The organism is Caviibacterium pharyngocola (assembly GCF_002795405.1).
Taxonomy (GTDB): domain Bacteria; phylum Pseudomonadota; class Gammaproteobacteria; order Enterobacterales; family Pasteurellaceae; genus Caviibacterium; species Caviibacterium pharyngocola.
In genome coordinates, this window is sequence record NZ_PHGZ01000013.1 from 266,895 (window position 1) to 290,632 (window position 23,738).

Here is a 23,738-nt window from a genome sequence, read left to right on the forward strand (position 1 = left end):
AAAAACACCGCCGAAGTGCGGTGTTTTTGGTGATGTTTTTAGGGCGAATTTAAGTTCGCCCTAAATTTTTTACCACTGGTAGCCGTATGCCGCGCCGAAGATAACATCTTTTTTGCCGCTCATATTGGAAGATCCGCTGATCTTAATGATATGTTTGGCGTTGTCGGATAAACGAGAATAGCCGACGGCGAGGGCTTGTTCGCTGCGATAGGAAGTGGTTGCCGCAGTGAGCATTGATTTGCCCGGCAAAGTCGGTTGCGGCAGAATACCCATAGCGGCAGCTGCGGCAATACCTTTTTGCGCGCGTTTATTGAAATCGCCCAGTTTATATTCAACATTATCTAAACGGAGGTTGGTAGCGTGCAGTTGAGAACCGTTGACAGCATCCGTTGACGTAGCGTTGATTGCGCCCGGCGCAACGTTAGCGATAATTCTATTTCCTGCATTTATGCCGTTGTTGGAAATCGATACATTGCCGGTGGTTACGCTGTTGACGTTTAAATCATTCGCTAATACCACTTGAACCGAATTGCCTTCCGTGGTTTTGGTGCTGATGTTTCTATTGTCACCGGTTACTACAACCGCATCGTTTAAACTGCGACGTTTAACGATTTTGCCGTCGTCCGTAGCAGTTGTGACGCCTTCCACATCTAATGCACCGCTTGTATTAATGCGTAACCCTTCGCCCGCATTAATTCCCACTTCATAACTTCTGCTTGTATCGGAATCATCGATAGTTGAAGTAACGGTTACGCCCTTGGTTCCGGTTACAGCTGTTTTAGTGTTGGTATCCGTCGCCGAAATTTCGAAGCCGTCGGTAAGATTTCCGTTCACAGTGACGTTTTCATTGCCGGCGGTGATTTTCACCGTGTTGGCGATTTTTCCGTCGTCGTCAAAGGCCAAACCTTCGCCCAATTTGGCTGCAACAGTATAATTTTTCGTACCGTCGTCATTATCCGTTGTGGTAACGCTAACCCCTAGTCCTGCGTCAGTAGTGCTTTGGGTATTGGTATCCGTTGTCGAAATAGTAAAACCGTCGGTAAGATTTCCGCCTACGGTAACATTATCGTTACCGGCGGTGATTTTCACCGTGTTGGCGATTTTGCCGTCGTCGTCAAACGCCAAACCTTCGCCCAATTTGGCTGCAACAGTGTAATTTTTCGTACCGTCGTCATTATCCGTTGTGGTAACGCTAACCCCTTTCCCGGCATCGGTAGTGCTTTGGGTGTTGGTATCTTTCGCCGAAATAGTGAAACCGTCGGTAAGATTTCCGCCTACGGTAACATTATCGTTACCTGCGGTGATTTTCACTGTGCTGGCGATATTGTTTTCATCGTCAAATGTTAAACCTTCGCCCAATTTGGCTGCAACAGTGTAATTTTTCGTACCGTCATCGTTGTCCGTTGCAGTAACGCTAACCCCTTTTCCGGCGTCGGTGGTGCTTTGGGTGTTGGTATCTTTCGCCGAAATCGTGAAACCGTCGGTAAGGTTTCCGCCTACGGAGACATTGTCGTTGCCGGCGGTGATTTTCACTGTGTTGGCGATTTTGCCGTCGTCGTCAAACGCCAAACCTTCGCCCAATTTGGCTGCAACAGTGTAATTTTTCGTACCGTCGTCATTGTCCGTTGTGGTAACGCTAACCCCTAGTCCTGCGTCAGTAGTGCTTTGGGTGTTGGTATCTTTCGCCGAAATCGTGAAACCGTCGGTAAGGTTTCCGCCTATGGTGACATTGTCATTACCGGCAGTAATTTTCACCGTGCTGGCGATATTGCCGTTATCATCAAATTTCAAACCTTCACCTACTTTCGCTGCAATTTTGTAGTTAGTCGTACCGTCATCGTTTGTTTCTTCCGTAACCGTGATCCCCTTCGTGGTATCGGCGCTGGTGGTATTTCTTGTGTCGGTGTTGGTTGCGGAAATGGTATAGCCGCTTGTAGCGTCACCGGTCACTTGAATATTGCTGCCGGCGGTAATTTTTACGTCATTGACGATATTGCCGTTGGCGTCAAATGCCAAACCGCCGCCGATTTTCGCCGAAATCTCATAGTTTTTTGTACCGTCGTCGTTATCCGTGGTATTCAAACTAATCCCTTTACCTGCGCTAGAAGTGCTTTGGGTATTGGTATCCGTCGTTGCGATGGCATTAATGGTATAACCGTCGATTGCATTACCGCTAACCGTCACGTTCTCGCCGGCGGTAATTTTCGTACCCGTTGCGCTGACCACATAATTAATCGTGCCGTCATCGTTTCTTCCTGTGCTGTCCACAGTCACGCCGGTGCCTGCGGTTACGGTCGCTTGGGTATCCTTAGCGTTAATGGTATAACCGTCCGTTGCATTGCCGCTAACCGTTACGTTATCGCCGGCAGTAATCGTCGTACCTGTTGCGCTGACCACATAATTAATCGTGCCATCGTCGTTTCTTCCTGTGTTATCTACGGTGACGCCGGTGCCTGCGGTTACGGTCGCTTGGGTATTGGTATCCGTTGAATTAATGGTGTAACCGTCCGTTGCATTACCGCTAACCGTTACGTTATTACCGGCAGTAATCGTCGTACCTGTTGCGCTGACCACATAGTTAATTGTGCCGTCGTCGTTTCTTCCTGTGTTATCCACGGTGACGCCGGTGCCTGCGGTTACGGTCGCTTGGGTGTTGGTGTCAGTATCCGTGGCGTTAATGGTGTAACCGTCCGTTGCATTACCGCTAACCGTTACGTTATTACCGGCAGTAATCGTCGTGCCGTTCGCACTCACTACATAGTTAATTGTGCCGTCGTCATTTCTTCCTGTGTTATCTACGGTGACGCCGGTGCCTGCGGTTACAGTCGCTTGGGTGTTGGTGTCAGTATCCGTGGCGTTAATGGTGTAACCGTCCGTTGCATTACCGCTAACCGTTACGTTATTACCGGCAGTAATCGTCGTGCCGTTCGCACTCACTACATAGTTAATTGTGCCGTCGTCGTTTCTTCCAGTGTTATCCACGGTGACGCCGGTGCCTGCGGTTACGGTCGCTTGGGTGTTGGTGTCAGTATCCGTGGCGTTAATGGTGTAACCGTCCGTTGCATTACCGCTAACCGTTACGTTATTACCGGCAGTAATCGTCGTACCCGTTGCGCTAACCACATAGTTAATCGTGCCGTCGTCATTTCTTCCTGTGTTATCTACGGTGACGCCGGTGCCTGCGGTTACAGTGGCTTGGGTGTTGGTGTCCGTGCCGGCGGTTGCGCTAATGGTATAACCTGTGGTCGGGCTGCCGCTTACGGTGATATTGTCTCCCGCTGTAATTGTTGTCGCACCTTGGGCTTGTAAGTTCTCAATCGCATCCGCTAAAGCGTGTAATTGCGAACCGTTAATTGCATCCGTTGAGGTGGCGGAAATTCGACCGGCGGCGACATTGGTGATTTGGCGTTCACTGCCGCTTGCACCGACGCTAACGACAGAACTCGGCGTGATACCTGCAAAGTTGTAAGTCGTGCCTCTAAGCACGATGCTTGCCGTCGGATTGGCTGTGCCGACGGTGGAGTTGTTACCTAACACTACGGCATTGTCAAAACCTTCGCCGACATCGACATTATTACCGACCACCATCACATTATTAGAAGCGACCGTATTGTTGTTACCGCCGACGAAAACATCGTTGCCGCTAACCACATTCGGGTCACCGATTGCGGTCGAGCGATCACCGCTGACAGTATGTCCGTAACCGATAGCGATAGATTTCTCACCGCTGACGGTATTTTCCGCACCGAGGGCAATGGATTTTGCGTTTGAAACCGTGCTTTTACGACCGATTGCGATAGCGTCGGTTGCCGTTGCGCTGCTTTCGCGACCTACGGCAATGGAATTATCGCCGGTAGCAGTGGCTTGGGTTCCGACGGCAAGGGAATCTATACCGGAAGCAAAGGCTTCGGAACCATAAGCTTGCGAACGCGTTCCAAGCTCTTTTAAGTCGGTTTTCGCCAATTCCTCTTTGAGTTTATCCAATTCGGTTTTGCCGTTTTTAATTTCTTCTTCAAGGCGGGCTTTATCCGCTTCACGGTCGGCAAGCTCTTGCTCTTTCGCCCGTTTGGTTTCATCGGTGGCGGTTTCGCTCGGCGTTAAGGTTAAATCGGCGATTTGTTTGTTAATATCGTCCAAAGCTTTTTGTTTTTTATCCAAATCCGCTTTAGCGTCGTCATACGCCTTTTGAATTCTTTTTGCTTCATCCGTTGTGGCAACCACGATTTCATCATTCGGATCATAAAGTTTTAACTCGGCGTTAATCCGTTTGATATATTTATCCGCTTCCTCTTTACCGTAGAAGAGGTAGTAGTTTGCCCATTCATCGTTATATTGCAGCTCAATCCCCGCCATAAAGTTGGTCATATCGTTTGTGCCGTCGAGGATTTCCGCTTTGAGGTTCATTAACTGCAAGGTTTCACGGTGAATTTTATCGGCATCCGCATCGGTTTTTTTACGTTCTTCGATAATAGATTGATTCAGTTTTAAAAATTGATCGATTTTTTCGTTATACGCCAAGACTTTATCTAAACTTTTGCGGTATTCCGTTAAGTTAATAGCGGATTCGGTGAAGTTCCAGTCGATTTGGGCATTGTAATCTTTTAATACTTGGTAGTATTTGGTAAAGGTATCAATATCGGCAGTAGTAATTAAATTTTGATTAGAGGCAGTATAATCTTTGATTTTAGTGATAATTGCAATATTACTGTCGTGTGTATGAAGTTGTACTACATCGGTATCACTTTTCATACCTTTCAGGTTATAGAGGATTTTTTCAGTACCGGAATAGTTTTTTTTAGCGGCAGCATTATAAGATGAGACAAATGTCGAGCCTAAATTTATGTTTGATTGTACATTTATTTCTAAAGAAAGGAGTTGAAAAAGATCGATTTTATTATCTACTTTTAATTGTTTTCTACTTTCCGCAATCAAAACATTAGAGTTAAGTAATTTTTGATAATCGGAACTCAAAATTTTAGTCGGATCTGCATAATATAATCTAAGTTGTAATAATTTATCTGATGAAATTGATTTACTTAAATTTATCCAGCTATTTAAATAAAAATCTCCATTATTAATACCTACAGAACTATTTTTGAATGACATATATTTTGAAATATCATCATAGCCATCAATATAGCTAGTTTCATTTAGTGGGCTAGTAAAAAATAACTGATTAAATAAATAATTTTTATTATTTAGAAAATACTTATTTTCCATATTTAAAAGATCTTTAGAAAATATGCCCCAACTTGATACGCTACTGTTGCTTATAACTAAGTCAGAAAGCCCAAACGCCACACTCCCCGTATTCTCCGCTAAAAACTCATAACTCCCCTGATAACTTGCCTGACGGTTAATATAACCCTGCACAATGCCTTCATATTGGCTTGCGGTATAACGACCGGCGAAGTCGGCGAAATTAGTTTCGATTTTGCCTTGTAATTCGGAAGCAACGGTTTGCACCCGTTGTTGTTCGGTTTTTGAAGTATCTTTTAATACGTCCCAGTTAAGGCTGTTTAATACGTCGGTAAAGTTTAAATAAAGATTCGTGCCTTTGCTTAAAATTTTATCCAGTTCCGTTTGGGCGTTGTTAAAGGTATTTTGAGCGTTGTTCACATCGTTGGTTAGGTTGCTTTTTTGATTGGTCAATTCGTCTTTTTTCTTGATTTTATCGGCAACGTCTTTTTGTTGTTTGGTGAGATCGGCGATTTGATCATTTAAGGATTTGATCGCATCCTTAGCGGCATCGAGCTGGTTGTTTTTATTATTAATGTCCGCTTGTTTGTTGTTAACGGCGTCTACCGCCGCTTTATTTTCGTCGAGTTTTTGTTTGAAATCGTCACGGTCGAAATTATCCCCCGTTGCGACGGCGCCTTGCCCGTAAGCCACGCCGTCCACCGCCGTGGAATAGCTGTTAGAACCGATTGCGACCGCATTCGGCGAAGTGGCAATCCCTTCCATAGAAATCGGCGTTGCCCAAGCACCGCCGGAAAGCGCCGCAGCAATGCTGACGGAAAGCAGTAGTTGTTTCATTGTTTGTTTCCTCTTGTATAAAATGTATGAAAAATCCACCGCACTTTTGAACCGAACGACATAAATTTCAGCGAAATATCCATAGTTCGAATTGCGATTCGTCCCCACGGTGCGCGTCGGTGATTAGGGTGGTATTGCGAATATAGCTCTTTTAAAGCCTATGCTAATGATATAAAATGTATCATTGTGATTGTAGAAACCGGCAGGCAATATAAGGCACCTTATTAGGGTGTATGGGTGTTGATTTAGTGGGTATGAAAATAGGCGGGGAAAAATGGAAGTAAATGAGAAAATCCGTAAATTGCGTGAAGCGAAAGATTGGTCGCAAGAGCAAATGGCGGAAAAATTGAATATGTCGCTAAACGGTTATGCTAAAATCGAGCGCGGCGAGGTGAAACTGTATTGGGACAAATTGGAGCAAATCGCGCAGGTGCTGGATATTGATATTGTGGGTTTGTTGACCAGCGGAGAGAAAAATGTTTGTTTCCAAATCGAATCGCCTTTAGGATCGGTTTTTCAAGGCAGCCGCGAATCGGATTATATGATTGAAATCGAACGCTTAAAACTCGCCCTTTCCCACGCTCAAGAATCCCTCGCCTTCGCCGAGAAAAATCTTGTCGAAAAAGAAACCTTGTTAAATCGTATTATTGCACAAAAAGATAATGAAATCAGTGCGTTAAAAGATATTGTCGCGTTGTTGAAAGAAAGTCGTTAATTTTCCTCTCTTTTATCTCGTCTATTTTTGTTTTTCTCCGAATTTTTTGTTGTGATGATTACATTTTCGCTTAACGCCAAGCAAAATATGGTGTAAATGTCTTTTTCTGCGAAGAGGATGTTTTTTGTCATCAGTCTGAAAGGATATTAAATAATATCCTTCTAGCATTAAACCGCCGATAAATAACGTTGCCAATCAAAATATTGACCGGGATCGATTTTTCGACCGGGGGCGATATCGTTGTGTCCGACGATGCGATCGCGCGTAATTTGCGGGTAATGTCGCATTATATCGCGCGTGAGTTTGATAAGTGCGGCGTATTGTTCGTCGGTAAAAGGTTGTTCGTTACTGCCTTCCAGTTCGATTCCGATAGAAAAATCGTTGCATTTTTCGCGTCCTTGGAACATCGAAAGACCCGCGTGCCACGCGCGTTCGTTAAAGCCGACATATTGCGTGATTCTGCCTGTGCGTTCGATTAAGCAATGTGCCGAAACGCGGATTTGATAGATTTCTGCAAAATAAGGATGTTCGTTCGGATCAAGTTTGCCGCAGAAAAAATCGTCGATATAGCCGCCGCCGAATTCTTCCGGCGGTAGGCTGATGTAATGAATCACCAAAAGTGAAATATCTTCGGCGCAAGGGCGGGCGTCAAAATGCGGCGAATGAATTTTTCGCGTATTTTCTAGCCAACCTTGTCGAATTTTGTGTTGTTTTGTGGTCATAAAATATTATTTTTGCGATCCGGATCGTGAAAAAAGTGCGGTGGATTTTCGCTTTGTTTTTTCCTGTTACATACTGGCAATGCCGTTATGGCATCAACGAGTTTAACCAAAAGGAAACATTATGAAAACCCAACCTGTTTTATCATCGGTCGAAAAAGGTTTTACCTTGATCGAATTGATGATCGTTATTGCAATCGTCGCTATTCTCGCCACGATCGCTATTCCTTCTTATCAAAATTATACCAAAAAAGCGGCAATCTCCGAACTTTTACAAGCCTCGGCGCCTTATCGTTCGGAAGTCGAGCTTTGTATTTACAATAAAAACGGCAAAGAAAGTTGTTCCGCCGGAGTAAACGGTATTCAAGCCGCCGGCGGCGAACGCGGGAAATATGTGAAATCCGTCAATGTGCAAGCCGGAACGATTACCGTGGTCGGCAAAGGCGCGCTGGAAAATATTTCCTATGAATTGGCGGCGGAAGGCGACACCTCCAAAGGCGTCAGTTGGTCGGCGAATTGCGGCGAAAATGCAGCGCTTTTTCCGGCGGGCTTTTGTAAATAACCAGCGGGAGGCGGGATGAGTTATTCGGGCGAATCGCAGCCGATCGTTATGACGACGGACGGAAAAACATTCGAAATTACACCGCACTTATGGCAACAAAATCGCCTGCAAAATGCGTTGTTATTGCGTTATTTCGCGCTTCCCGTGCAAGAAAACGACACGACGTTATGGCTCGGCATTGCAAGCCTGAATAACCTTGCCGCCTGCGAAACCTTTTCGTTTTTAAGCGGGAAAGTGGTGGAGCCGGTGTTGCTCGACGAGGCGTATTTAAAGGAATTATTGCAATCTTTATCGCCGCAAAATCAAATCGAAGAACCGACGCAACTATTTTATAGCGCGGAGGAACAAGCCGAACCGGCGGCAAAAGCGGAACACTCCGACGAACCGGTGATTCGCCTGTTGGATCAGCTATTCGAATCCGCTTTGGCGAAAAAAGCTTCGGATATTCATTTGGAACCGCAGCAAAACGGTTTACAAATTCGTTTTCGTATTGACGGCGTATTGCAATTACAGCCGCGATTCCCGCCTTCGTTTGCTAATAGACTACTTTCCCGCCTGAAACTTTTGGCGAAATTGGATATTAGCGAAACCCGCTTACCGCAAGACGGACGATTTTATTTTAAAACCGCCTTTTCCGATATTTTGGATTTTCGCCTTTCCACCTTGCCGACTTCCTTCGGGGAAAAAGCGGTGTTGCGTTTGCAACAAAATAAACCTACGACGCAAAGTTTCGTCGAATTGGGGATGACTGCGCAACAGCAAGCGGAATTCGAACGAGCACTTGCGCAACCGCAGGGATTAATTTTAGTCACCGGCCCGACGGGAAGCGGAAAAAGTATTACGCTTTACACCGCATTTGAACGTCTGAACGACAAAGAAAAACACATTATGACGGCGGAAGATCCCATTGAAATCGAACTCGACGGCATTATTCAAACACAAGTAAATACGGCGATCGGATTGGATTTTGCTCGTTTGTTGCGCACCTTTTTGCGTCAAGATCCCGATATTATTATGCTGGGTGAAATTCGTGACGAGGAAAGTGCCGCAATGGCATTGCGCGCCGCACAAACCGGACATTTGGTGCTTTCGACGCTACACACCAACGACGCCGTTTCCGCCGTCACGCGTTTGCGACAGCTCGGCATTTCTCAAGGGGAAATCGATAACAGCTTGTTGCTGGTGATTGCCCAGCGTTTGATTCGAAAAAAATGCGCGCAGCATAATCCGACGCATTGCGATTGTTTTCAAGGTTATAAAGGTCGAACCGGCGTTTATCAGCTTTTACGACCGAATTTGCAAGGCGGAAAAATTACCTATCAAACAAACGGATTTTGCCGATTTATTTGCCGCCGCAGAAGAAAAAATACGACAAAATGTGACGGATTTAGCGGAAATTCGGCGGGTTTTGGGACAATCTTATGGCGCGGCGGAATAGATAAAATGACGAAATCGAAATCATATCATTGGAAAGCGACGGATCGATTCGGGCGAAAACAGCAAGGCTTGCTAGTGGCGGGAAGTCTTGAAGCGGCACAACAAACATTATTACGGCAGGGATTTAATCAACTGAAATTATCCCGAAATTGGTCATTCTCCGCACAGGTGAAAAAGACCGATGTGAATGCGTTGATTACGCAGCTGGCGACAATGCTGGATTCGGCGATTCCGTTAAAAGAAGGATTACGCATTTTGTTACAAAACTGCGAAAATTTAGCTTTATATCAATGGATTAATGCCCTGATTGCGGATCTTGAAAGCGGTTTGTCGTTTTCGCAATCTTTGGAAAAACAAGGCAAATATTTCAGTTATCAAGAACGACAATTAATCAAAATCGGCGAGTTAAGCGGCAAATTACCGCAGGTTTGCGAGCGAATCGCGGCATATCGTCAGCAAGCCTTGGCTTTACAACGAAAATTGCAAAAAATCCTGTTTTATCCCGTTATCGTGCTAGGTGTTTCCTTGCTGCTTACGGCATTGTTATTGCTTTTTGTCGTGCCGCGTTTTGCTGAAATGTATCAAGGTAATAATGCGCAATTACCGGCGATTACCGAGGGGCTGTTAATTTTGTCCGAAGGATTGCAGCAGTATTTTTTCCATATTATTGCAATAATCGGCTTAACTTTGTATTTCCTCCGTTTACGCTTACGTCGCTCGATCCGTTTGAATCGTTGGAAACATAAATTGATTGCCGCCTTGCCGATTATCGGCACCATTCAACACTTGTCTCGCATTGTAGGATTCAGCCGAAGTTTGCATTTGATGTTGCATTCCGGCATTCCGTTAAATCAGGCATTACTTTCGTTTTTGCCGCCGAAAACCTATGGCAAAATCGAGTCGTTACAAGGGGATTGGGTGTTGACGGATGAAATCGAATTGATTTTACGGCGAATTCAACAAGGCTATGCCTTTTCCGAATCCGTCGGCACGACGTTATTTCCGCGTCAAGGACAACAAATGCTACAAATCGGCGAGAAAAGCGGCAAATTAGTTCCTATGTTGCAATATATCGCCGATGATTATCAACGCCGTTTGGATCACCAAGCGGATCTTCTGTCGCAGTTATTGGAACCGCTGCTTATGGTGATTATCGGCGGCGTAATCGGTGTCATTATGTTGGGAATGTATCTGCCGATTTTTAATATGGGAGCGATGATTCAATGAATTTTCTTGCCGCATTATTTTTCGGGGCACTGGCGGGGTGTGCGGTTTATTATTACGTTTCCGGCTTTGCGCAGCGAGTTTCTCAGCAAGTTTATGCCGGATTTCAAGAATGTTTTCCGCATTTTCCTTTGCCGTTTAACGTCGCACAATCCGCATTAATAAGCAAAAAGTGCGGTGGTTTTTACCTTTATTTTTACGGCTTTGCCTTGCTGTTCGGCTTATGTGATCTTATTTTTATCGAAAAATCGACCGCACTTTGGGTCGGCTGTTATATCTCATTATTATTGACGATCGCCTTGATTGACGGGCTTTATCGCTTAATTTCGCCCGCATTGTGCCAACAATTATTCGCATTGGGATTACTCGGCGCTTTTTTGCCGACAAGCGAGCTGGAACTCAGTGCCCGTTTGCAAAGCGCATTTTGCGGATTCGCGGCGTTTTATGGCTTGTACTATGCGGCAAAATTTTATTACGGCAAAGAAGCTTTGGGACGCGGCGATTATTGGTTAATGCTCGGTTTAGGCGCTTTCTTACCTGCACAGCAGTTGCCTTTATTGGTATTTATCGGCTGTATGGCGGCGCTCGGTTTGCTTTGCGTCGGCGGATTCATTGGCGAATTGCGGCGCGCCGACGGTTATTTGCCCTTTGCGCCTTTTTTGTGTTTCGGCGGATTGGCGTTGTTTTTGTATAATTTGATATGCGAAAATAACCTATCTTTTCCCTGAATTGTAATAACACGATGACTTATATTGTAGGATTAACCGGCGGAATCGGCAGCGGAAAAAGCACCGTTGCGGATTTGTTCGCCGAATTAGGCGTGCCGGTGATTGACGCGGATATTGTGGCGCGCGAAGTGGTGGCGAAAGGTTCGCCGTTATTAGCGCAAATTGCCGAGAATTTCGGTGACGAGGTGTTGCTGGAAAACGGCGAATTGAACCGAGCTCGCTTGCGCGAATGGGTGTTTAATGACGAAGCGCAAAAAAATTGGCTGAACGATTTGTTGCATCCGGCAATTCGCGAGGAAATGCAGGCTCGCTTACGGGCGCAATCTTATCCTTATGTGCTTTGGGTGGTGCCGCTATTAATCGAAAATAAATTGACCGCACTTTGTCAGCGCATTTTGGTGGTGGATGTTCTGCCGGAAACTCAGCTTTTACGCGCCGCTCGGCGGGATAAAAATAAGCTCGAATTGATCAAAAATATTATGGCGGCGCAGGTCGGTCGAGAAGAACGTTTGCGTGTTGCCGACGATATCGTCGATAACAATGCCGATCTCACGGATTCCTTAGAAATTTTGCGGCAAAAAGTGCTAGAATTACATCAACATTATTTACAACTTGCGGAACAGTATAATGACTGAAGAAATACTTGAAGTGCCTTGTCCGGTTTGTCGCAAAGCAGTGATTTGGTCGGCGGAAAGCCCTTATCGCCCTTTTTGCAGCAAACGCTGCCAACTGATTGATTTAGGCGAATGGGCGAACGAAGAAAAAGCTATTCCTTGCGAAACCGCCGATTTCGCGGCGAGCGAAGATTTCGGCGAAGATTGGAGTAAACATTAATGCAAATTCAACATCAACGTCACGCCGGCGGCGGCGAATTTTTTTTAGCGGATGAACAAGGGTGTAAAATTGCCGAATTAACCTATGAGTTTGTCAATGCGCATACGATCAATGCGAATCACACGTATGTATCGGATTCATTGCGCGGTCAAGGCATTGCGGACAAACTTTATCGCGAATTGCGCGATTTTGTTCGTGCCGAACAATTAAACGTAGTGGCAAGCTGCAGCTATATTGCGAAAAAACTGGAAAGGGAAAAGGCATAGTCTTTTATCCGAGATATTAACAAAGAACGGGCGGCTTGAAGTCGCCCGTTTTTCATTAAGTATAAGGAAAATTCCGTTTCGGCGATTGAGATTGTCGATTTATCTTGCTAAAATCTACCGCACTTTTATGCAAATAAAAGCAAGTTCGGATGAAGGTAGCTGGAGAGTAGGGAATCGACCCTGCACCGACGAGGTAAAATCTTTCAGGTGCTAATGTGATTAGCGAGGACTGTTACTGGACGAACCCTTGGAGAGATCCAATGTGTGATAAGCACGAAATGGACGCCGAAGGCGCAAAAGAGCGGTGATTTTTTCACTGTTTTTGAAACGCTCAGGCAAAAGGACAGGGGCAAGAGAATCTTAAGGTGATGCGGCGCATTTTGCCTGCGACGCTTATTTTATTTATTCGCCAAACTCTTTTCGCCTCCTTGTAAACCGTTATTTTTTACGAGGAAATTTCAATGTCGTTAGAATCGATTCTATCATCAATCAATTCGTTTATTTGGGGACCGCCCCTATTAATCTTATTATCCGGAACCGGATTATATTTAACCCTTCGACTCGGATTTATTCAAATCGTGCATTTGCCACGCGCCTTGGTGTATTTATTTAAAAAAGAACAAGGCAACAAAAAAGGCGATGTATCGGCATTCGCCGCGCTTTGTACCGCCTTGGCGGCGACTATCGGCACCGGGAATATCGTCGGCGTAGCGACTGCAGTGCAAGCCGGCGGACCGGGCGCAATGTTTTGGATGTGGCTGGTTGCGTTGCTCGGAATGGCAACAAAGTATGCCGAATGTTTGCTTGCAGTAAAATATCGCGTGCGCGATAAACAAGGCTTTATGGCGGGCGGCCCGATGTATTATATTGAACGCGGCTTAGGTTTAACGTGGTTAGCGAAAATTTTTGCCGTATGCGGCGTGTTGGTGGCGTTTTTCGGCATCGGGACTTTCCCGCAAATTCAGGCGATTACGCACGCAATGCACGATACGTTCAGCGTGCCGGTGGTGTTAAGCGCGGCGGTGATGACCCTTTTAGTCGCGTTAATCATATTAGGCGGCGTAAAACGCATTGCAACGGTATCATCCGTAATCGTCCCTTTTATGGCGATTTTATATGTAGCCACTTCCGTTGTGATTATCGTTTTGAACTGGCAACGTGTGCCGGATGCGATTGCGTTGATTATTCACAGTGCTTTTAATCCGGAAGCAGCGCTAGGTGGTGCTTTGGGTTATACGGTAATGAAAGCGATTCAATCCGGTGTGGCGCGCGGGATTTTCTCCAACGAATCCGGCTTAGGGAGCGCACCGATTGCCGCCGCTGCGGCGCAAACCAAAGAACCGGTGCGCCAAGGTTTAATTTCAATGACCGGAACCTTTTTAGATACCATTATCGTCTGCTCGATGACCGGTATCGTTTTAGTGTTGACCGGCGCGTGGCAATCGGGAATGGCAGGTGCGGCGGCAACAAACTATGCCTTTTCGCAAGGATTGGGAAGTAGCATCGGCGCAACGATTGTGACGGTGGGATTATTATTTTTCGCCTTCACGACGATTTTAGGTTGGTGCTATTACGGCGAACGCTGTTTCGTTTACTTAGTCGGCATTAAAGGCATTAAATTATATCGTTTAACCTTTATTTTCTTAGTTGGCTGCGGCGCATTCCTTCATTTGGATTTAATTTGGATTTTGGCGGATATCGTCAACGGCTTAATGGCGTTCCCGAACCTTATCGCCTTGGTCGGTTTGCGTAATGTGGTAATCAGCGAAACCAAAGATTATTTCAACCGTTTGCGTTTAACCCATAAGGATAACGACGAAGAACTTGCTTAAAGTGCGGTCGAAATTCGAAATAAAAACAAAGGGTTGTTTGTCTTAGACAAGCAACCCTTTTGTTACAAAACTTTCCCATAATAGCAAGTTTTCTCCAAAAGAAAAGCCTTTCTTTGCAAATTTTCTACCTAGATCATACTTTTGAGTTTTTCTTATAAAAATCCGTATAAAAGCCTTGAAATGTGCGGGCAGCAGGGCTATTTTATCATTAAAGGATTTTCATCGGAGTAGAGATACTCATCATTACATAAAAGAGGTAAATGCTATGACTCTAAATATCACAAGTAAACAAATGGAAATTACCCCTGCAATTCGCGCGCACGTTGAAGAAAGACTTGCTAAGTTAGGTAAATGGCAGACTCAATTAATTAATCCGCATTTCATTTTAAATAAAGTGCCGAAAGGTTTCTCGGTGGAAGCTTCAATCGGTACGCCGCTCGGTGATTTATTCGCCAGCAGCGAATCCGAAGATATGTACAAAGCCATTAATGAGGTTGAAGAAAAATTAGAAAAACAACTGAATAAATTGCAACATAAAGGCGAAGCGCGCCGCGCCGATGAGCGTTTGAAAGATTCCTTTACGGAATAATTCGTTCTTAACTTTTTACTAAGCCCGTTTTTCGACGGGCTTTTTTCTTTGTCGGCGCAAGAGTTTATTGTAAAATAATCGCTCCGATTATTCCGTGGTTCGTAACCCTCCCACGCTAAAAAACTAGGAAACCTATGAATACAATTAATCCCAAAGGCGATCGCAAAGCGATCGTGATTTTCTCCGGCGGACAAGATTCCACCACTTGTTTGATTCAAGCCATTGCCGATTACGGCGTGGAAAACGTCGAAACCATTACCTTTCAATACGGTCAGCGCCATTCCATTGAACTGGAAAAAGCGGCGCAAATTGCACAGGATCTGGGCGTTAAACAGACGATTATTGATACTTCCGTGATCAAAACGATCACGTCAAATGCCTTAATGGACGAGGGCGCAGAAATTAAAACCGCACAAAACGGCTTGCCGAATACTTTCGTCGATGGGCGCAATGCGCTGTTTTTGCTCTACACCGCTATTTATGCCAAAGGGCAGGGTATTCGCGATATTATCACCGGCGTGTGCGAAACGGATTTCAGCGGCTATCCCGATTGCCGCGATGTGTTTATCAAATCAATGAACGTGACGTTAAATTTAGCGATGGATTACGCCTTTAATTTGCGCACGCCGTTGATGTATTTAACCAAGGCGCAAACTTGGGCGCTGGCGGACGAATTGGGCGCATTAGATTATATTCGCAACCGCACGCACACTTGTTATCAAGGCGTGGAAGGCGGTTGCGGCGAATGTCCGAGTTGTGTTTTGCGTGAAAAAGGCTTAAATGAATATTTACAACAAAAAAGTGCGGTGAAAAATGTTTAAAGTTTCGAAAGAATTCAGTTTTGATATGGCGCACTTGTTGGACGGACACGACGGAAAATGCCAAAACTTGCACGGACATACCTATAAATTACAAGTGGAAGTGCAAGGCGAATTACATTCCTCCGGCGCGAAAAAAGGAATGGTGATTGATTTTGCGGATGTGAAACAAATTGTCAAACAGCAGATTTTAGATCCGATGGATCACGCTTTTATTTACGACACCACCAGCGAGCGCGAATGTAAAATTGCTGCGTTATTAACCGAGCTTCAATCGAAAACCTTCGGTATTCCGACACGTACTACGGCGGAGGAAATGGCGCGTTTTATCTTTAATCGTTTAAAACCGATATTACCGATTTCCGCCGTGCGTTTATGGGAAACACCGACCTCTTTTTGTGAATACCGTGAAGAATAACATTCCGACGGCGCTTAAGGAGCCGATTTATCCTATCGTCGAAATCTTCGAAAGCTTGCAAGGCGAGGGTGCGAACACCGGAATGTCTTGTATTTTCATCCGTTTCGGCAAATGTAATTTGGCTTGTCCTTGGTGTGATACGAATTTTAATCAATTTGAGCGCTTGCCGTTGAGCCGAATTTTGCAAAAAGTGCGGTCGTTTTCGGCGAAGAATATTATCATTACCGGCGGCGAGCCGACAATTCAGCCGAAATTGACCGCACTTTTAGCGGCATTAAAAGCCGAGGGTTATTTTCTGGCAATAGAAACCAACGGCTTGAAAAACGTGCCGCCGCAAATCGATTATATCGCCGTCAGCCCGAAACGCGCCTATTGGGAACAATATCGCCGACGCCATATTACGGCGGCGGACGAGGTTCGCATTGTGGCGGATGAAAATGTCGTGGATTTTTGCCAATGGGTAGAAACGCACATTCGCGCGACAAATTATTATCTATCGCCTTGCGAAATCAACGGCGAAATGAATTTGCTCGACGTGATTACGCAACTCGGCTTGTTGAATACGCGGCGGGATAAACCCTTGTGGCGTTTGAGCTTGCAAACCCACAAGTTAATCGGGATTGAATAATTGCCATTATCCGCGCGGATGATAACGTTCGTGCAAATGTTTTAAGCGTTCTTTCGCAACGTGCGTGTAAATTTGCGTGGTGGATAAATCGCTGTGTCCGAGCAGCATTTGCACCACGCGCAAATCCGCGCCGTGATTGACCAAATGGGTGGCGAAAGCGTGGCGCAAAACGTGCGGCGACAACGCATCGCAATCAATTTCGGCAAGAACGGCGTAATGTTTAATTCGGTGCCAAAAGGTTTGGCGCGTCATCTGCACACCCAATCGGCTGGGAAATAATACGTCGGAACTTTGCCCGTCCAACAGCGCGGCACGCCCGTATAAAATAAATTGGCGCACCCAATAGGCGGCTTCTTCGCCCATCGGCACAATGCGTTCTTTATTGCCTTTACCGATGACGCGCACCACGCCTTGATTGAGATTTAAGCTGTCAATGCCGAGCGAGACCAATTCCGTCACGCGCAAACCGGTGGCATACAGCAATTCCAACATCGCTTTATCGCGCAGTTCTAACGGAATATCTGTATTCGGCGTGTTCATTAAAGTCGTCACTTGTTGCTCGGTCAAATATTTCGGCAAGCGCGACGGCAATTTCGGCGAGCTGAGAATTGCGCTTGGGTCGTCGCCGCGATATTTTTCGCGATATAAATATTGAAACAATTTGCGCAGTGCGCTGAGCAATCTTGCCGTACTGGTCGCTTTGTAACCTTGTTGTAAACGTTCGCCGAGAAAGGTTTGCAAGTCAACGGCATCCGCTTGAATTAAGGACAAATTATTTTTTTCCAACCAATGACATACTGCGGTTAAATCCAATCGATAGGACTGAACGGTGTTTTCGGACAAGCCTTTTTCCAGCCATAAATCGTTTAGAAATAGTTCCACAAGTGCGGTATCTTTCACGCTTATTTTCTCCGAATCAAAAAGGCGTCAACGTGACGCGGAATCACAAAGAGTGCGGCAAGGGCAATGCACATCATCGTTAAAAAGGTGATTTGCGGGGAAATCGGGTATAACACGCCGGAAAGCGCGGTCAACAGCGCAACCGCCGCGCAGCCGGACAAACCGTTATATAGCCCTTGTAATTTGGCGATCGTATTTTGCGGTTGGGTGGTGATATAGCGAACCGTGGCATAATGTCCGGCGGCATAAGTGAAGGCGTGTAATGTTTGCACGGCGGCGATAAGCCATAAATTCTGCGTTTCGCTTAGCACCGCCCAGCGCAGGGTTGCGGCGACGGCGGCAAGATAAAACAGCGAGCTGACTTTCCAATGTTTAAATAATCGTGTGGAAAAAAAGAATAATAAAATTTCGGCAACGACGCTTAATCCCCATAATAAACTGGTGGTTTGAACGGAAAAGCCTAATTCCGTCCAATAAAGTACGCTGTAGGCGTAATACGCGGCGTGCGAACCTTGAATTAAGGAAATAGCGATAAATAGGCGTAATGTGGTCGGATTTTTTAATAAATCGAGAAAACCGACGGAAGAAATCACCGCACTTTCCGCGGAATCTCGCGGCGGAGGATTCGGCGAAAGCGTTTGCACGGCGGCGTAGCAGCATAAAAGTGCGGTCAAAATCCAAATAATCGTATGATCGCCGAATAAGCCGATAAGATAGCCGAAACAGGTGACGCCCACCACAAAAGCGGCGGAACCGATTAAACGGACTTTGCCGTAATCCAATCCGATTTGTTGCTGCCAAGTAGCGGCAAGCGTATCGCTTAAAGGCATTCCGGCGGCGTTTAACGTTGCGAATAACCAAACGGCAAGACAAAGTAGCGGAAAATTCTGCGCACTGAAGCCGATTGCCGCCATCACCAAGGCGCTGAGCAAGGCGACGCTGCGTAAAGCGATAAGCAAATGGTGCGCGCGTTTAATGCTCGCCGAAAAGAAAATACCGCCGAGAAAACGGAATAAATAAGAGGAAGCGATAATCAAACCGATACTTTCGGCGCCGTAATGTTGCGCTTTCAGCCAAACGGGAAAAAAAGGCACAAATACGCCGTAAGCGCAGTAATAACCGAAAAAACTGAGCGCCAGCCAGTTAAACGCCGAAATATTCATCTAAATTAACCCTGTGCTTAAAATAATTTTTCCATTTCTTGCGAACGTTGTACGCAAGCTTGAATGGCGCGTTCGACGGTGGCGGATAAATTTTCTTCGTTAAAAACCGCCAATGCTGCAGCGGTGGTACCGCCTTTCGACGTCACGTTTTGACGTAATAAACTTAACGGTGTCGTCGGATTTTCCACCGTCATTTTCGCCGCACCAAGGGCGGATTGTTGAATTAATAAGCGGCTTGTTTCTTCCGGCAAACCGGTTTGAGTTAAGGCTTGTTGCATTGCTTCCATAAAGAGGAAAAAATAAGCCGGACTGCTACCTGATGCCGCAGTGACTAAATGCATATCCGTTTCGTTTTCTACCCAACAGGTTTCGCCGACGGCGTTCAGCAAGTTTTGCGCGAAGCTTTTTAATGCCTCGGAAACGTGGCTTTCGGCAAATAATCCCGCCATTCCGCAAGAAACCAACGCCGGCGTATTCGGCATTACGCGCACGATATTGCCGGCGCTCGGCAATAGTTCGTGCAATCTTGCAACGGAAATCGCCGCCGCAATAGAAATCACTAATTTATCGTTAAAATCCACCGCACTTAATCCTTGGCAAACGTCGGCGATGACTTGCGGTTTCACCGCCAATAACACCACTTCCGCCTTTTGTGCGGCGCTTAAATTATCTTCGCCGATTTGCACGCCTTGTGCGGCGAATAATGCGAGTTTTTCAGGATTCGGATCGCAAACGGTAATAAGTTGTGCCGGATAGCCTTGTTTTAACAAGCCGAAAATAATCGCTTGCGCCATATTTCCGCCGCCGATAAAGGTAATTGATTTATGTTGCATATTTTTGTTCTCGAATAAGTTACAATAGCGCACATTGTACCGCATAATTTTGAGGAACGACTATGATTTGGTTTAAAAATGCGATGATTTATCGCCTGACAAAAAGTTTGGATTGGTCGCCGGCGCAATTACAACAACAGTTACAACAATGCGAATTTCACCCTTGTGCGCAATCGGATATGAGTAAATTCGGCTGGACGAATCCGTTGCGCGGCAGCGAATTACTTTATTTTGCCGTAGGAAAACAAATCTTATTGCTTGCGCATAAAGAAGAAAAAATCCTGCCGGCGCAGGTGGTAAATCGCGAATTAGAAGGGCGAATCGCCGAATTGGAAGAAAAAGAACAGCGCAAATTAAAGAAAACGGAAAAACAGGCGTTGAAAGACGATGTGATCGCCGCGCTTTTGCCTCGCGCGTTCAGTAAAAATCGTCAAACGGCGATTTGGATCGATAGCGAAGCCGATTTGATTTATGTGGATAGCGCGTCAAGTAAGCAAGCGGAAGATATTTTGGCATTATTGCGCAAATCTTTAGGATCTTTGCCCGTGGTGCCGTTGAGCTTTGCAAATGATCCGACCTTGGTAATGAGCGATTGGATTAGTAATGATCATATTCCGCAATGGCTTACGGCGTTAGAGGATGCCGAATTATGCGGTAGCCAAGATAATGCGGTGATTCGCTGTAAACGACAATCGTTAGAAAGCGAAGAAATTTTGTCGTTACTGCAAGCGGGAAAATGTATCACGAAATTGGCTTTGGAATGGGATGAACATTTAAGTTTTGTGTTAAACGAAGATTGTTCGTTAAAACGGTTAAAATTCGCTGATCAAGTGCGGGAGAAAAACGACGATATTTTGAAAGAAGATATTGCCCAACGTTTTGACGCGGATTTTGTGTTAATGACCGGTATATTGGCGAAATTGACGGAAAATTTATTGCACGAATTCGGCGGAGAAAAAGAGCTGTTATAAAAAACGTCATTTTTCGTAACGATTTTAGCTATTACACCCAATAAAAAAGACGCAATTTGCGTCTTTTTGAATTTTTGTGCTATGCCTTTTTTAAGGTTTTTGTGCAACACATTGTTCCGCTAAAATATCGCCTACGGCATTGGTTAGTGTGGCGAATTCATTACGTTCGATCCAATGCCAATGAATGTTGGTGTATTTTTGACCGCTTTCGGAAATCGCTTGCGTGAGTTTTTGCGTGTTTTGTTCGAATGTGATGTTAACGGTATTCAATTTTCTTTTTTTGCTTTTCATTGAACGGACGACACGCACTTCTTTATCATCCTTACAAAGATAGCGGATTGCTTTGCCTTGCTGCGTCGATTTTTCTATCGCCGGTGAATTTTTAACGGTCGTCGGTTTGCTGACCGGCGAAAGCATAACCTGATCGGCGCAAGCGACAAGCGTCAATGTAGTGAAAAATAGCAATCCGGTTTTTAGCATAGCATTCCCTTCTTAAATGGGTAAATTGATCCGATAACGGCGGTTATCCCGCCGTGTCACGGTTTATTTTTTGTATTGATAAGTGCCGTCTGCTTGACGAATAAAACGTGCGCCGTTGGATAAACGCAATTCGTTCACTCTGCCTTGTGCGTTAAGCGACACTTGAACTTTATCGCCCGGTTTAAAACTGCTTAACGCATTGCCGGCGCCGTTGGCTTTTGTCATTGCGTTCACATCCGAAATATTCAGATTGTTGTCGCGGAACACTTGCATTAAGGACACGCCTTGCGGCACGGTTAACGTTTTACTGTTGACGGATTTTGTCACTGCACTTTCTGTATTTTTCGCTGTTGACGTACCGGCAGGTTTGGCTTCAACAACCGGAGCACCTTGCGTTTTTTGCACTTTTATAGCCGGTGCTTTTTGTTCTACGGTTTTCGGTTTATCTTGCGCGCTTACTTTTTCCACCGCCTTCGGTTTTTCCGTTACGACAGGTTTGCTCGCAGCTTTCGGTTTTTCTGCCACCGGTGATTTTTCAACTGTTTGTGGTTTTTCAGCAGCTTTAGGTTTTTCGGCGATAACCGGTTTTTCGACTGCCGGTTTTTCACGCACGACCGGCGTTTCAATCGGTTTGTTTGTTTCAGCCGGTTTGTTTGTTTCAGCTAGGTTTGCTTTTTCTCCTTGGGCATTGGCTTGTTCGTTCGTTTGAGCTAATGCATTAGGTTGCAGCGCATTTTGTTCAGGCGTTTCCGTCGTAAGATTTTGTTGTGTTGCGTCGGTTGCGTTATTTTCCGTTTGTACATTTTGCGGATTATTTAAATTATCCAACACGGAATTTTCCACCGGTTGACTTTGATCAAGCGATTGGAATTGAGTCGGAATCGCATTACTGTTTTGCTCGAAAGATTGAACGGTATCCGTGCTCGGTTTCAACCAAGAAATAAGGATTAATGCCAAAATTGCCAATAATAAGGCAATAAAAATACGACGGTATTTCGGTGGTAAGGCTTGTAAAATCGCCCAATTTTCCGGTTTTTTCAAATCTGTCGTGCTGTGTTGTGTTTGTGCCGGCGCGTCTTTTTCCGTTTCTTGTACTGTAATCGGTTCTTCGGTCGGATTGATTTCATCCGCTTTTGTTTCTTCCGGTTGAATCGCCTCGATATTGCTATTAACCTCATTGACAATCGGCGTCGCGGTTGCCGCTGTTGTGATAACCGGCTCGCTCGTTACATTTTCATTTGTGTTAATCGGCGCGTCACCGAAAGTCGGCTCTTTACGCACGTTGAATTGCGGTTCGGGATTTTCTTTGCGGCTAAATAGATCTTTCGCTTTATTAAAAAATGACGGTTCCGGCGTGACCGGTTTTTTCGGTGTAATAGGTTCCATTTGATTAAAGCCTAAATCCAACTCGCTTTGCGCCGGATTGTTTTCGGTTCCGTTTACCGGTTTTTGTTGTTCAGTTGTCACGATAATACCTTAAATACTAACAGGAAAATAAATGCACTTTAAAAGTGCGGTCAAAACATTGTTTATTTTAAAGGATCTTTTGCGATTTTCCTATGACGAATACAAAGTTTTATTCGTTTCGCCGGCAATTTCGCGCGCCAGTTTCGGCACTAAATAACCCGAAGTAATGCTTTGTAATTCTTTGTAAATTTTTAATGCTTGTTGGTCATCAAGGTAAAAATGGCTGGCGCCTTCCACTTTATCCAACAAATGTAAGTAATAAGGCAAAATGCCGATTTGAAATAATTTGTCACTCAGGGTTTTTAGAATTTGTGCATTATCATTAATATTTTTGAGCAAAACGGATTGATTCAACAAAACGACATTCGCCCGTTTAAGCGCAAACATCGCTTGCGCCAAATGATCATCGATTTCGTTCGGGTGATTAATGTGCGTCACTAACAATATTTGCAAACGGCTGTTTTTGAGTAAATCGCAAAATTGCGACGTAATGCGCTGCGGAATCACAACGGGTAGGCGCGTATGAATGCGTAAACGTTGTAAGTGCGGTATGTTTTCCAGCTGTTTTATCAACCAATCCAATTCGTGATCTTTTGCCATTAACGGATCGCCGCCGGAAAAAATCACTTCTTCGATTTCCGGATGCTGTGCAATGTAATCCAATGCTTTTTGCCAATTTTCTTTATTGCCTTTATTTTGCGCATAAGGAAAATGCCGACGGAAACAATAGCGGCAATTAACCGCACAGCTGTTTTTAACCATTAATAACAGTCGATTTTGGTATTTATGCAAAATATTCGGCGCCGGGTTGTGTTGTTCGTCCAACGGATCTTTGCTAAAACCGACCGCACTTATAAATTCTTCTTTTGCCGCCATTACTTGTAAGAAAAGCGGATCATTCGGATCACCTTTTTGCATTTTTTCGATGAAAGGACGCGGTACACGCAAAGGAAATAAACGACGCGCAAGTATATCTTCCGTAAAGTTTTTTTCTTCTAAATCAAGGAGCGCGAGTAACTGTTTCGGATCGGAAACCGCCTCGGCGAGATAATCCGTCCAACTTTCTCGTTGAATTTGTTCTTCTCTAATCGGGATATTTCGGGTTAAAATAGACACTT

At 45.1% G+C, this 23,738-nt stretch carries 21 protein-coding genes, 1 pseudogene and 2 riboswitches; of the genes and pseudogenes, 14 read left to right on the forward strand and 8 right to left on the reverse strand.

What is annotated here, in order from left to right; all coding sequences use genetic code 11:
* Positions 1-69: 69 nt before the first annotated feature.
* Positions 70-6,036 (reverse strand): YadA-like family protein, encoded by a 5,967-nt coding sequence (locus CVP04_RS06700; protein WP_100296733.1) that lies wholly within the window; start codon positions 6,034-6,036, stop codon positions 70-72.
* 274 nt (positions 6,037-6,310) lie between these two features.
* On the opposite strand from CVP04_RS06700, the gene CVP04_RS06705 reads away from it, so the two are divergent.
* Positions 6,311-6,751, forward strand: a complete 441-nt coding sequence (locus CVP04_RS06705) for a helix-turn-helix domain-containing protein (RefSeq protein WP_100296734.1) — start codon at positions 6,311-6,313, stop codon at positions 6,749-6,751.
* A 167-nt stretch (positions 6,752-6,918) separates the two neighbouring features.
* Here CVP04_RS06705 and ampD read toward each other — a convergent pair whose 3' ends face one another.
* A complete protein-coding gene (gene ampD / locus CVP04_RS06710) occupies positions 6,919-7,473 on the reverse strand; it encodes a 1,6-anhydro-N-acetylmuramyl-L-alanine amidase AmpD (RefSeq protein ID WP_100296735.1) in 555 nt (184 codons plus the stop codon).
* A 121-nt stretch (positions 7,474-7,594) separates the two neighbouring features.
* On the opposite strand from ampD, the gene CVP04_RS06715 reads away from it, so the two are divergent.
* From CVP04_RS06715 to CVP04_RS06770, 12 genes and pseudogenes are all read left to right on the forward strand, one after another.
* A complete protein-coding gene (locus tag CVP04_RS06715) occupies positions 7,595-8,032 on the forward strand; it encodes a pilin (RefSeq protein WP_100296736.1) in 438 nt (145 codons plus the stop codon).
* A gap of 15 nt (positions 8,033-8,047) precedes the next feature.
* Positions 8,048-9,470 (forward strand): annotated as a pseudogene (locus CVP04_RS06720) (GspE/PulE family protein).
* A 5-nt stretch (positions 9,471-9,475) separates the two neighbouring features.
* Complete coding sequence (locus CVP04_RS06725; protein WP_100296737.1) at positions 9,476-10,696, forward strand: type II secretion system F family protein; 1,221 nt, start codon at positions 9,476-9,478, stop codon at positions 10,694-10,696.
* Complete coding sequence (locus CVP04_RS06730) at positions 10,693-11,421, forward strand: prepilin peptidase (RefSeq protein ID WP_100296738.1); 729 nt, start codon at positions 10,693-10,695, stop codon at positions 11,419-11,421. Before CVP04_RS06725 ends, CVP04_RS06730 begins: the two co-directional genes overlap by 4 nt.
* A gap of 14 nt (positions 11,422-11,435) precedes the next feature.
* Positions 11,436-12,056 carry a dephospho-CoA kinase gene (coaE, locus tag CVP04_RS06735; RefSeq protein ID WP_100296739.1) on the forward strand — a complete coding sequence of 207 codons (621 nt, stop codon included), beginning with the start codon at positions 11,436-11,438 and terminating at the stop codon, positions 12,054-12,056.
* Positions 12,049-12,255 carry a DNA gyrase inhibitor YacG gene (gene yacG / locus CVP04_RS06740; RefSeq protein ID WP_100296740.1) on the forward strand — a complete coding sequence of 69 codons (207 nt, stop codon included), beginning with the start codon at positions 12,049-12,051 and terminating at the stop codon, positions 12,253-12,255. The genes coaE and yacG overlap by 8 nt, the downstream gene beginning before the upstream one ends.
* Positions 12,255-12,521, forward strand: coding sequence for a GNAT family N-acetyltransferase (locus CVP04_RS06745; RefSeq protein ID WP_100296741.1), 267 nt, complete (start codon positions 12,255-12,257; stop codon positions 12,519-12,521). The genes yacG and CVP04_RS06745 overlap by 1 nt, the downstream gene beginning before the upstream one ends.
* A 237-nt stretch (positions 12,522-12,758) precedes the next feature.
* Positions 12,759-12,878: riboswitch (glycine riboswitch) on the forward strand.
* A 104-nt stretch (positions 12,879-12,982) separates the two neighbouring features.
* Positions 12,983-14,353: an alanine/glycine:cation symporter family protein gene (locus CVP04_RS06750; protein WP_100296742.1), complete on the forward strand. Its 1,371-nt coding sequence runs from the start codon at positions 12,983-12,985 to the stop codon at positions 14,351-14,353.
* Positions 14,354-14,618: 265 nt separating this feature from the next.
* The gene (gene raiA / locus CVP04_RS06755) at positions 14,619-14,942 is read left to right on the forward strand and encodes a ribosome-associated translation inhibitor RaiA (RefSeq protein ID WP_100296743.1); all 324 of its coding nucleotides are present in this window, start codon (positions 14,619-14,621) and stop codon (positions 14,940-14,942) included.
* An 88-nt stretch (positions 14,943-15,030) separates the two neighbouring features.
* Positions 15,031-15,075: riboswitch (PreQ1 riboswitch) on the forward strand.
* Between the two features lies 1 nt (position 15,076).
* Positions 15,077-15,763, forward strand: a complete 687-nt coding sequence (queC, locus tag CVP04_RS06760; RefSeq protein ID WP_100296744.1) for a 7-cyano-7-deazaguanine synthase QueC — start codon at positions 15,077-15,079, stop codon at positions 15,761-15,763.
* Complete coding sequence (gene queD / locus CVP04_RS06765) at positions 15,756-16,178, forward strand: 6-carboxytetrahydropterin synthase QueD (protein ID WP_100296745.1); 423 nt, start codon at positions 15,756-15,758, stop codon at positions 16,176-16,178. The genes queC and queD overlap by 8 nt, the downstream gene beginning before the upstream one ends.
* Position 16,179: 1 nt before the next feature.
* Entirely contained in the window at positions 16,180-16,806 is a 627-nt protein-coding gene (locus CVP04_RS06770) for a 7-carboxy-7-deazaguanine synthase QueE (RefSeq protein ID WP_423738295.1), read from the forward strand.
* A gap of 6 nt (positions 16,807-16,812) precedes the next feature.
* Here the strand turns inward: CVP04_RS06770 and xerD are convergent, their stop codons facing one another.
* The 3 genes from xerD to proC are packed head-to-tail and all read right to left on the reverse strand — an operon-like array spanning position 16,813 to position 19,702.
* Positions 16,813-17,706, reverse strand: coding sequence for a site-specific tyrosine recombinase XerD (gene xerD / locus CVP04_RS06775; RefSeq protein WP_100296746.1), 894 nt, complete (start codon positions 17,704-17,706; stop codon positions 16,813-16,815).
* Positions 17,707-17,708: 2 nt separating this feature from the next.
* Positions 17,709-18,869 (reverse strand): 3-phenylpropionate MFS transporter, encoded by a 1,161-nt coding sequence (locus tag CVP04_RS06780; RefSeq protein ID WP_100296747.1) that lies wholly within the window; start codon positions 18,867-18,869, stop codon positions 17,709-17,711.
* A 17-nt stretch (positions 18,870-18,886) separates the two neighbouring features.
* Complete coding sequence (gene proC / locus CVP04_RS06785) at positions 18,887-19,702, reverse strand: pyrroline-5-carboxylate reductase (RefSeq protein ID WP_100296849.1); 816 nt, start codon at positions 19,700-19,702, stop codon at positions 18,887-18,889.
* 62 nt (positions 19,703-19,764) lie between these two features.
* Between proC and rdgC the strand changes: the two genes are divergently transcribed.
* On the forward strand, positions 19,765-20,673 hold the full coding sequence (rdgC, locus tag CVP04_RS06790; RefSeq protein WP_100296748.1) for a recombination-associated protein RdgC: 909 nt from the start codon (positions 19,765-19,767) through the stop codon (positions 20,671-20,673).
* A 90-nt stretch (positions 20,674-20,763) separates the two neighbouring features.
* Here rdgC and CVP04_RS06795 read toward each other — a convergent pair whose 3' ends face one another.
* The 3 genes from CVP04_RS06795 to epmB form a co-directional block, all read right to left on the reverse strand.
* Entirely contained in the window at positions 20,764-21,153 is a 390-nt protein-coding gene (locus tag CVP04_RS06795) for an MliC family protein (protein ID WP_243385150.1), read from the reverse strand.
* A gap of 63 nt (positions 21,154-21,216) precedes the next feature.
* Complete coding sequence (gene oapA, locus CVP04_RS06800; protein ID WP_423738296.1) at positions 21,217-22,539, reverse strand: opacity-associated protein OapA; 1,323 nt, start codon at positions 22,537-22,539, stop codon at positions 21,217-21,219.
* A gap of 171 nt (positions 22,540-22,710) precedes the next feature.
* Positions 22,711-23,736: an EF-P beta-lysylation protein EpmB gene (gene epmB / locus CVP04_RS06805; protein ID WP_100296851.1), complete on the reverse strand. Its 1,026-nt coding sequence runs from the start codon at positions 23,734-23,736 to the stop codon at positions 22,711-22,713.
* Positions 23,737-23,738: the final 2 nt, after the last annotated feature.

What these genes read in the sequence shown, in the direction of transcription:
- CVP04_RS06700 (WP_100296733.1), bottom strand. Translation starts at nt 6,036, where the DNA reads ATGAAACAACTACTGCTTTCCGTCAGCATTGCTGCGGCGCTTTCCGGC.
- CVP04_RS06705 (WP_100296734.1), top strand. Translation starts at nt 6,311, where the DNA reads ATGGAAGTAAATGAGAAAATCCGTAAATTGCGTGAAGCGAAAGATTGG.
- ampD (WP_100296735.1), bottom strand. Translation starts at nt 7,473, where the DNA reads ATGACCACAAAACAACACAAAATTCGACAAGGTTGGCTAGAAAATACG.
- CVP04_RS06715 (WP_100296736.1), top strand. Translation starts at nt 7,595, where the DNA reads ATGAAAACCCAACCTGTTTTATCATCGGTCGAAAAAGGTTTTACCTTG.
- CVP04_RS06725 (WP_100296737.1), top strand. Translation starts at nt 9,476, where the DNA reads ATGACGAAATCGAAATCATATCATTGGAAAGCGACGGATCGATTCGGG.
- CVP04_RS06730 (WP_100296738.1), top strand. Translation starts at nt 10,693, where the DNA reads ATGAATTTTCTTGCCGCATTATTTTTCGGGGCACTGGCGGGGTGTGCG.
- coaE (WP_100296739.1), top strand. Translation starts at nt 11,436, where the DNA reads ATGACTTATATTGTAGGATTAACCGGCGGAATCGGCAGCGGAAAAAGC.
- yacG (WP_100296740.1), top strand. Translation starts at nt 12,049, where the DNA reads ATGACTGAAGAAATACTTGAAGTGCCTTGTCCGGTTTGTCGCAAAGCA.
- CVP04_RS06745 (WP_100296741.1), top strand. Translation starts at nt 12,255, where the DNA reads ATGCAAATTCAACATCAACGTCACGCCGGCGGCGGCGAATTTTTTTTA.
- CVP04_RS06750 (WP_100296742.1), top strand. Translation starts at nt 12,983, where the DNA reads ATGTCGTTAGAATCGATTCTATCATCAATCAATTCGTTTATTTGGGGA.
- raiA (WP_100296743.1), top strand. Translation starts at nt 14,619, where the DNA reads ATGACTCTAAATATCACAAGTAAACAAATGGAAATTACCCCTGCAATT.
- queC (WP_100296744.1), top strand. Translation starts at nt 15,077, where the DNA reads ATGAATACAATTAATCCCAAAGGCGATCGCAAAGCGATCGTGATTTTC.
- queD (WP_100296745.1), top strand. Translation starts at nt 15,756, where the DNA reads ATGTTTAAAGTTTCGAAAGAATTCAGTTTTGATATGGCGCACTTGTTG.
- CVP04_RS06780 (WP_100296747.1), bottom strand. Translation starts at nt 18,869, where the DNA reads ATGAATATTTCGGCGTTTAACTGGCTGGCGCTCAGTTTTTTCGGTTAT.
- proC (WP_100296849.1), bottom strand. Translation starts at nt 19,702, where the DNA reads ATGCAACATAAATCAATTACCTTTATCGGCGGCGGAAATATGGCGCAA.
- rdgC (WP_100296748.1), top strand. Translation starts at nt 19,765, where the DNA reads ATGATTTGGTTTAAAAATGCGATGATTTATCGCCTGACAAAAAGTTTG.
- CVP04_RS06795 (WP_243385150.1), bottom strand. Translation starts at nt 21,153, where the DNA reads ATGCTAAAAACCGGATTGCTATTTTTCACTACATTGACGCTTGTCGCT.
- oapA (WP_423738296.1), bottom strand. Translation starts at nt 22,539, where the DNA reads ATGGAACCTATTACACCGAAAAAACCGGTCACGCCGGAACCGTCATTT.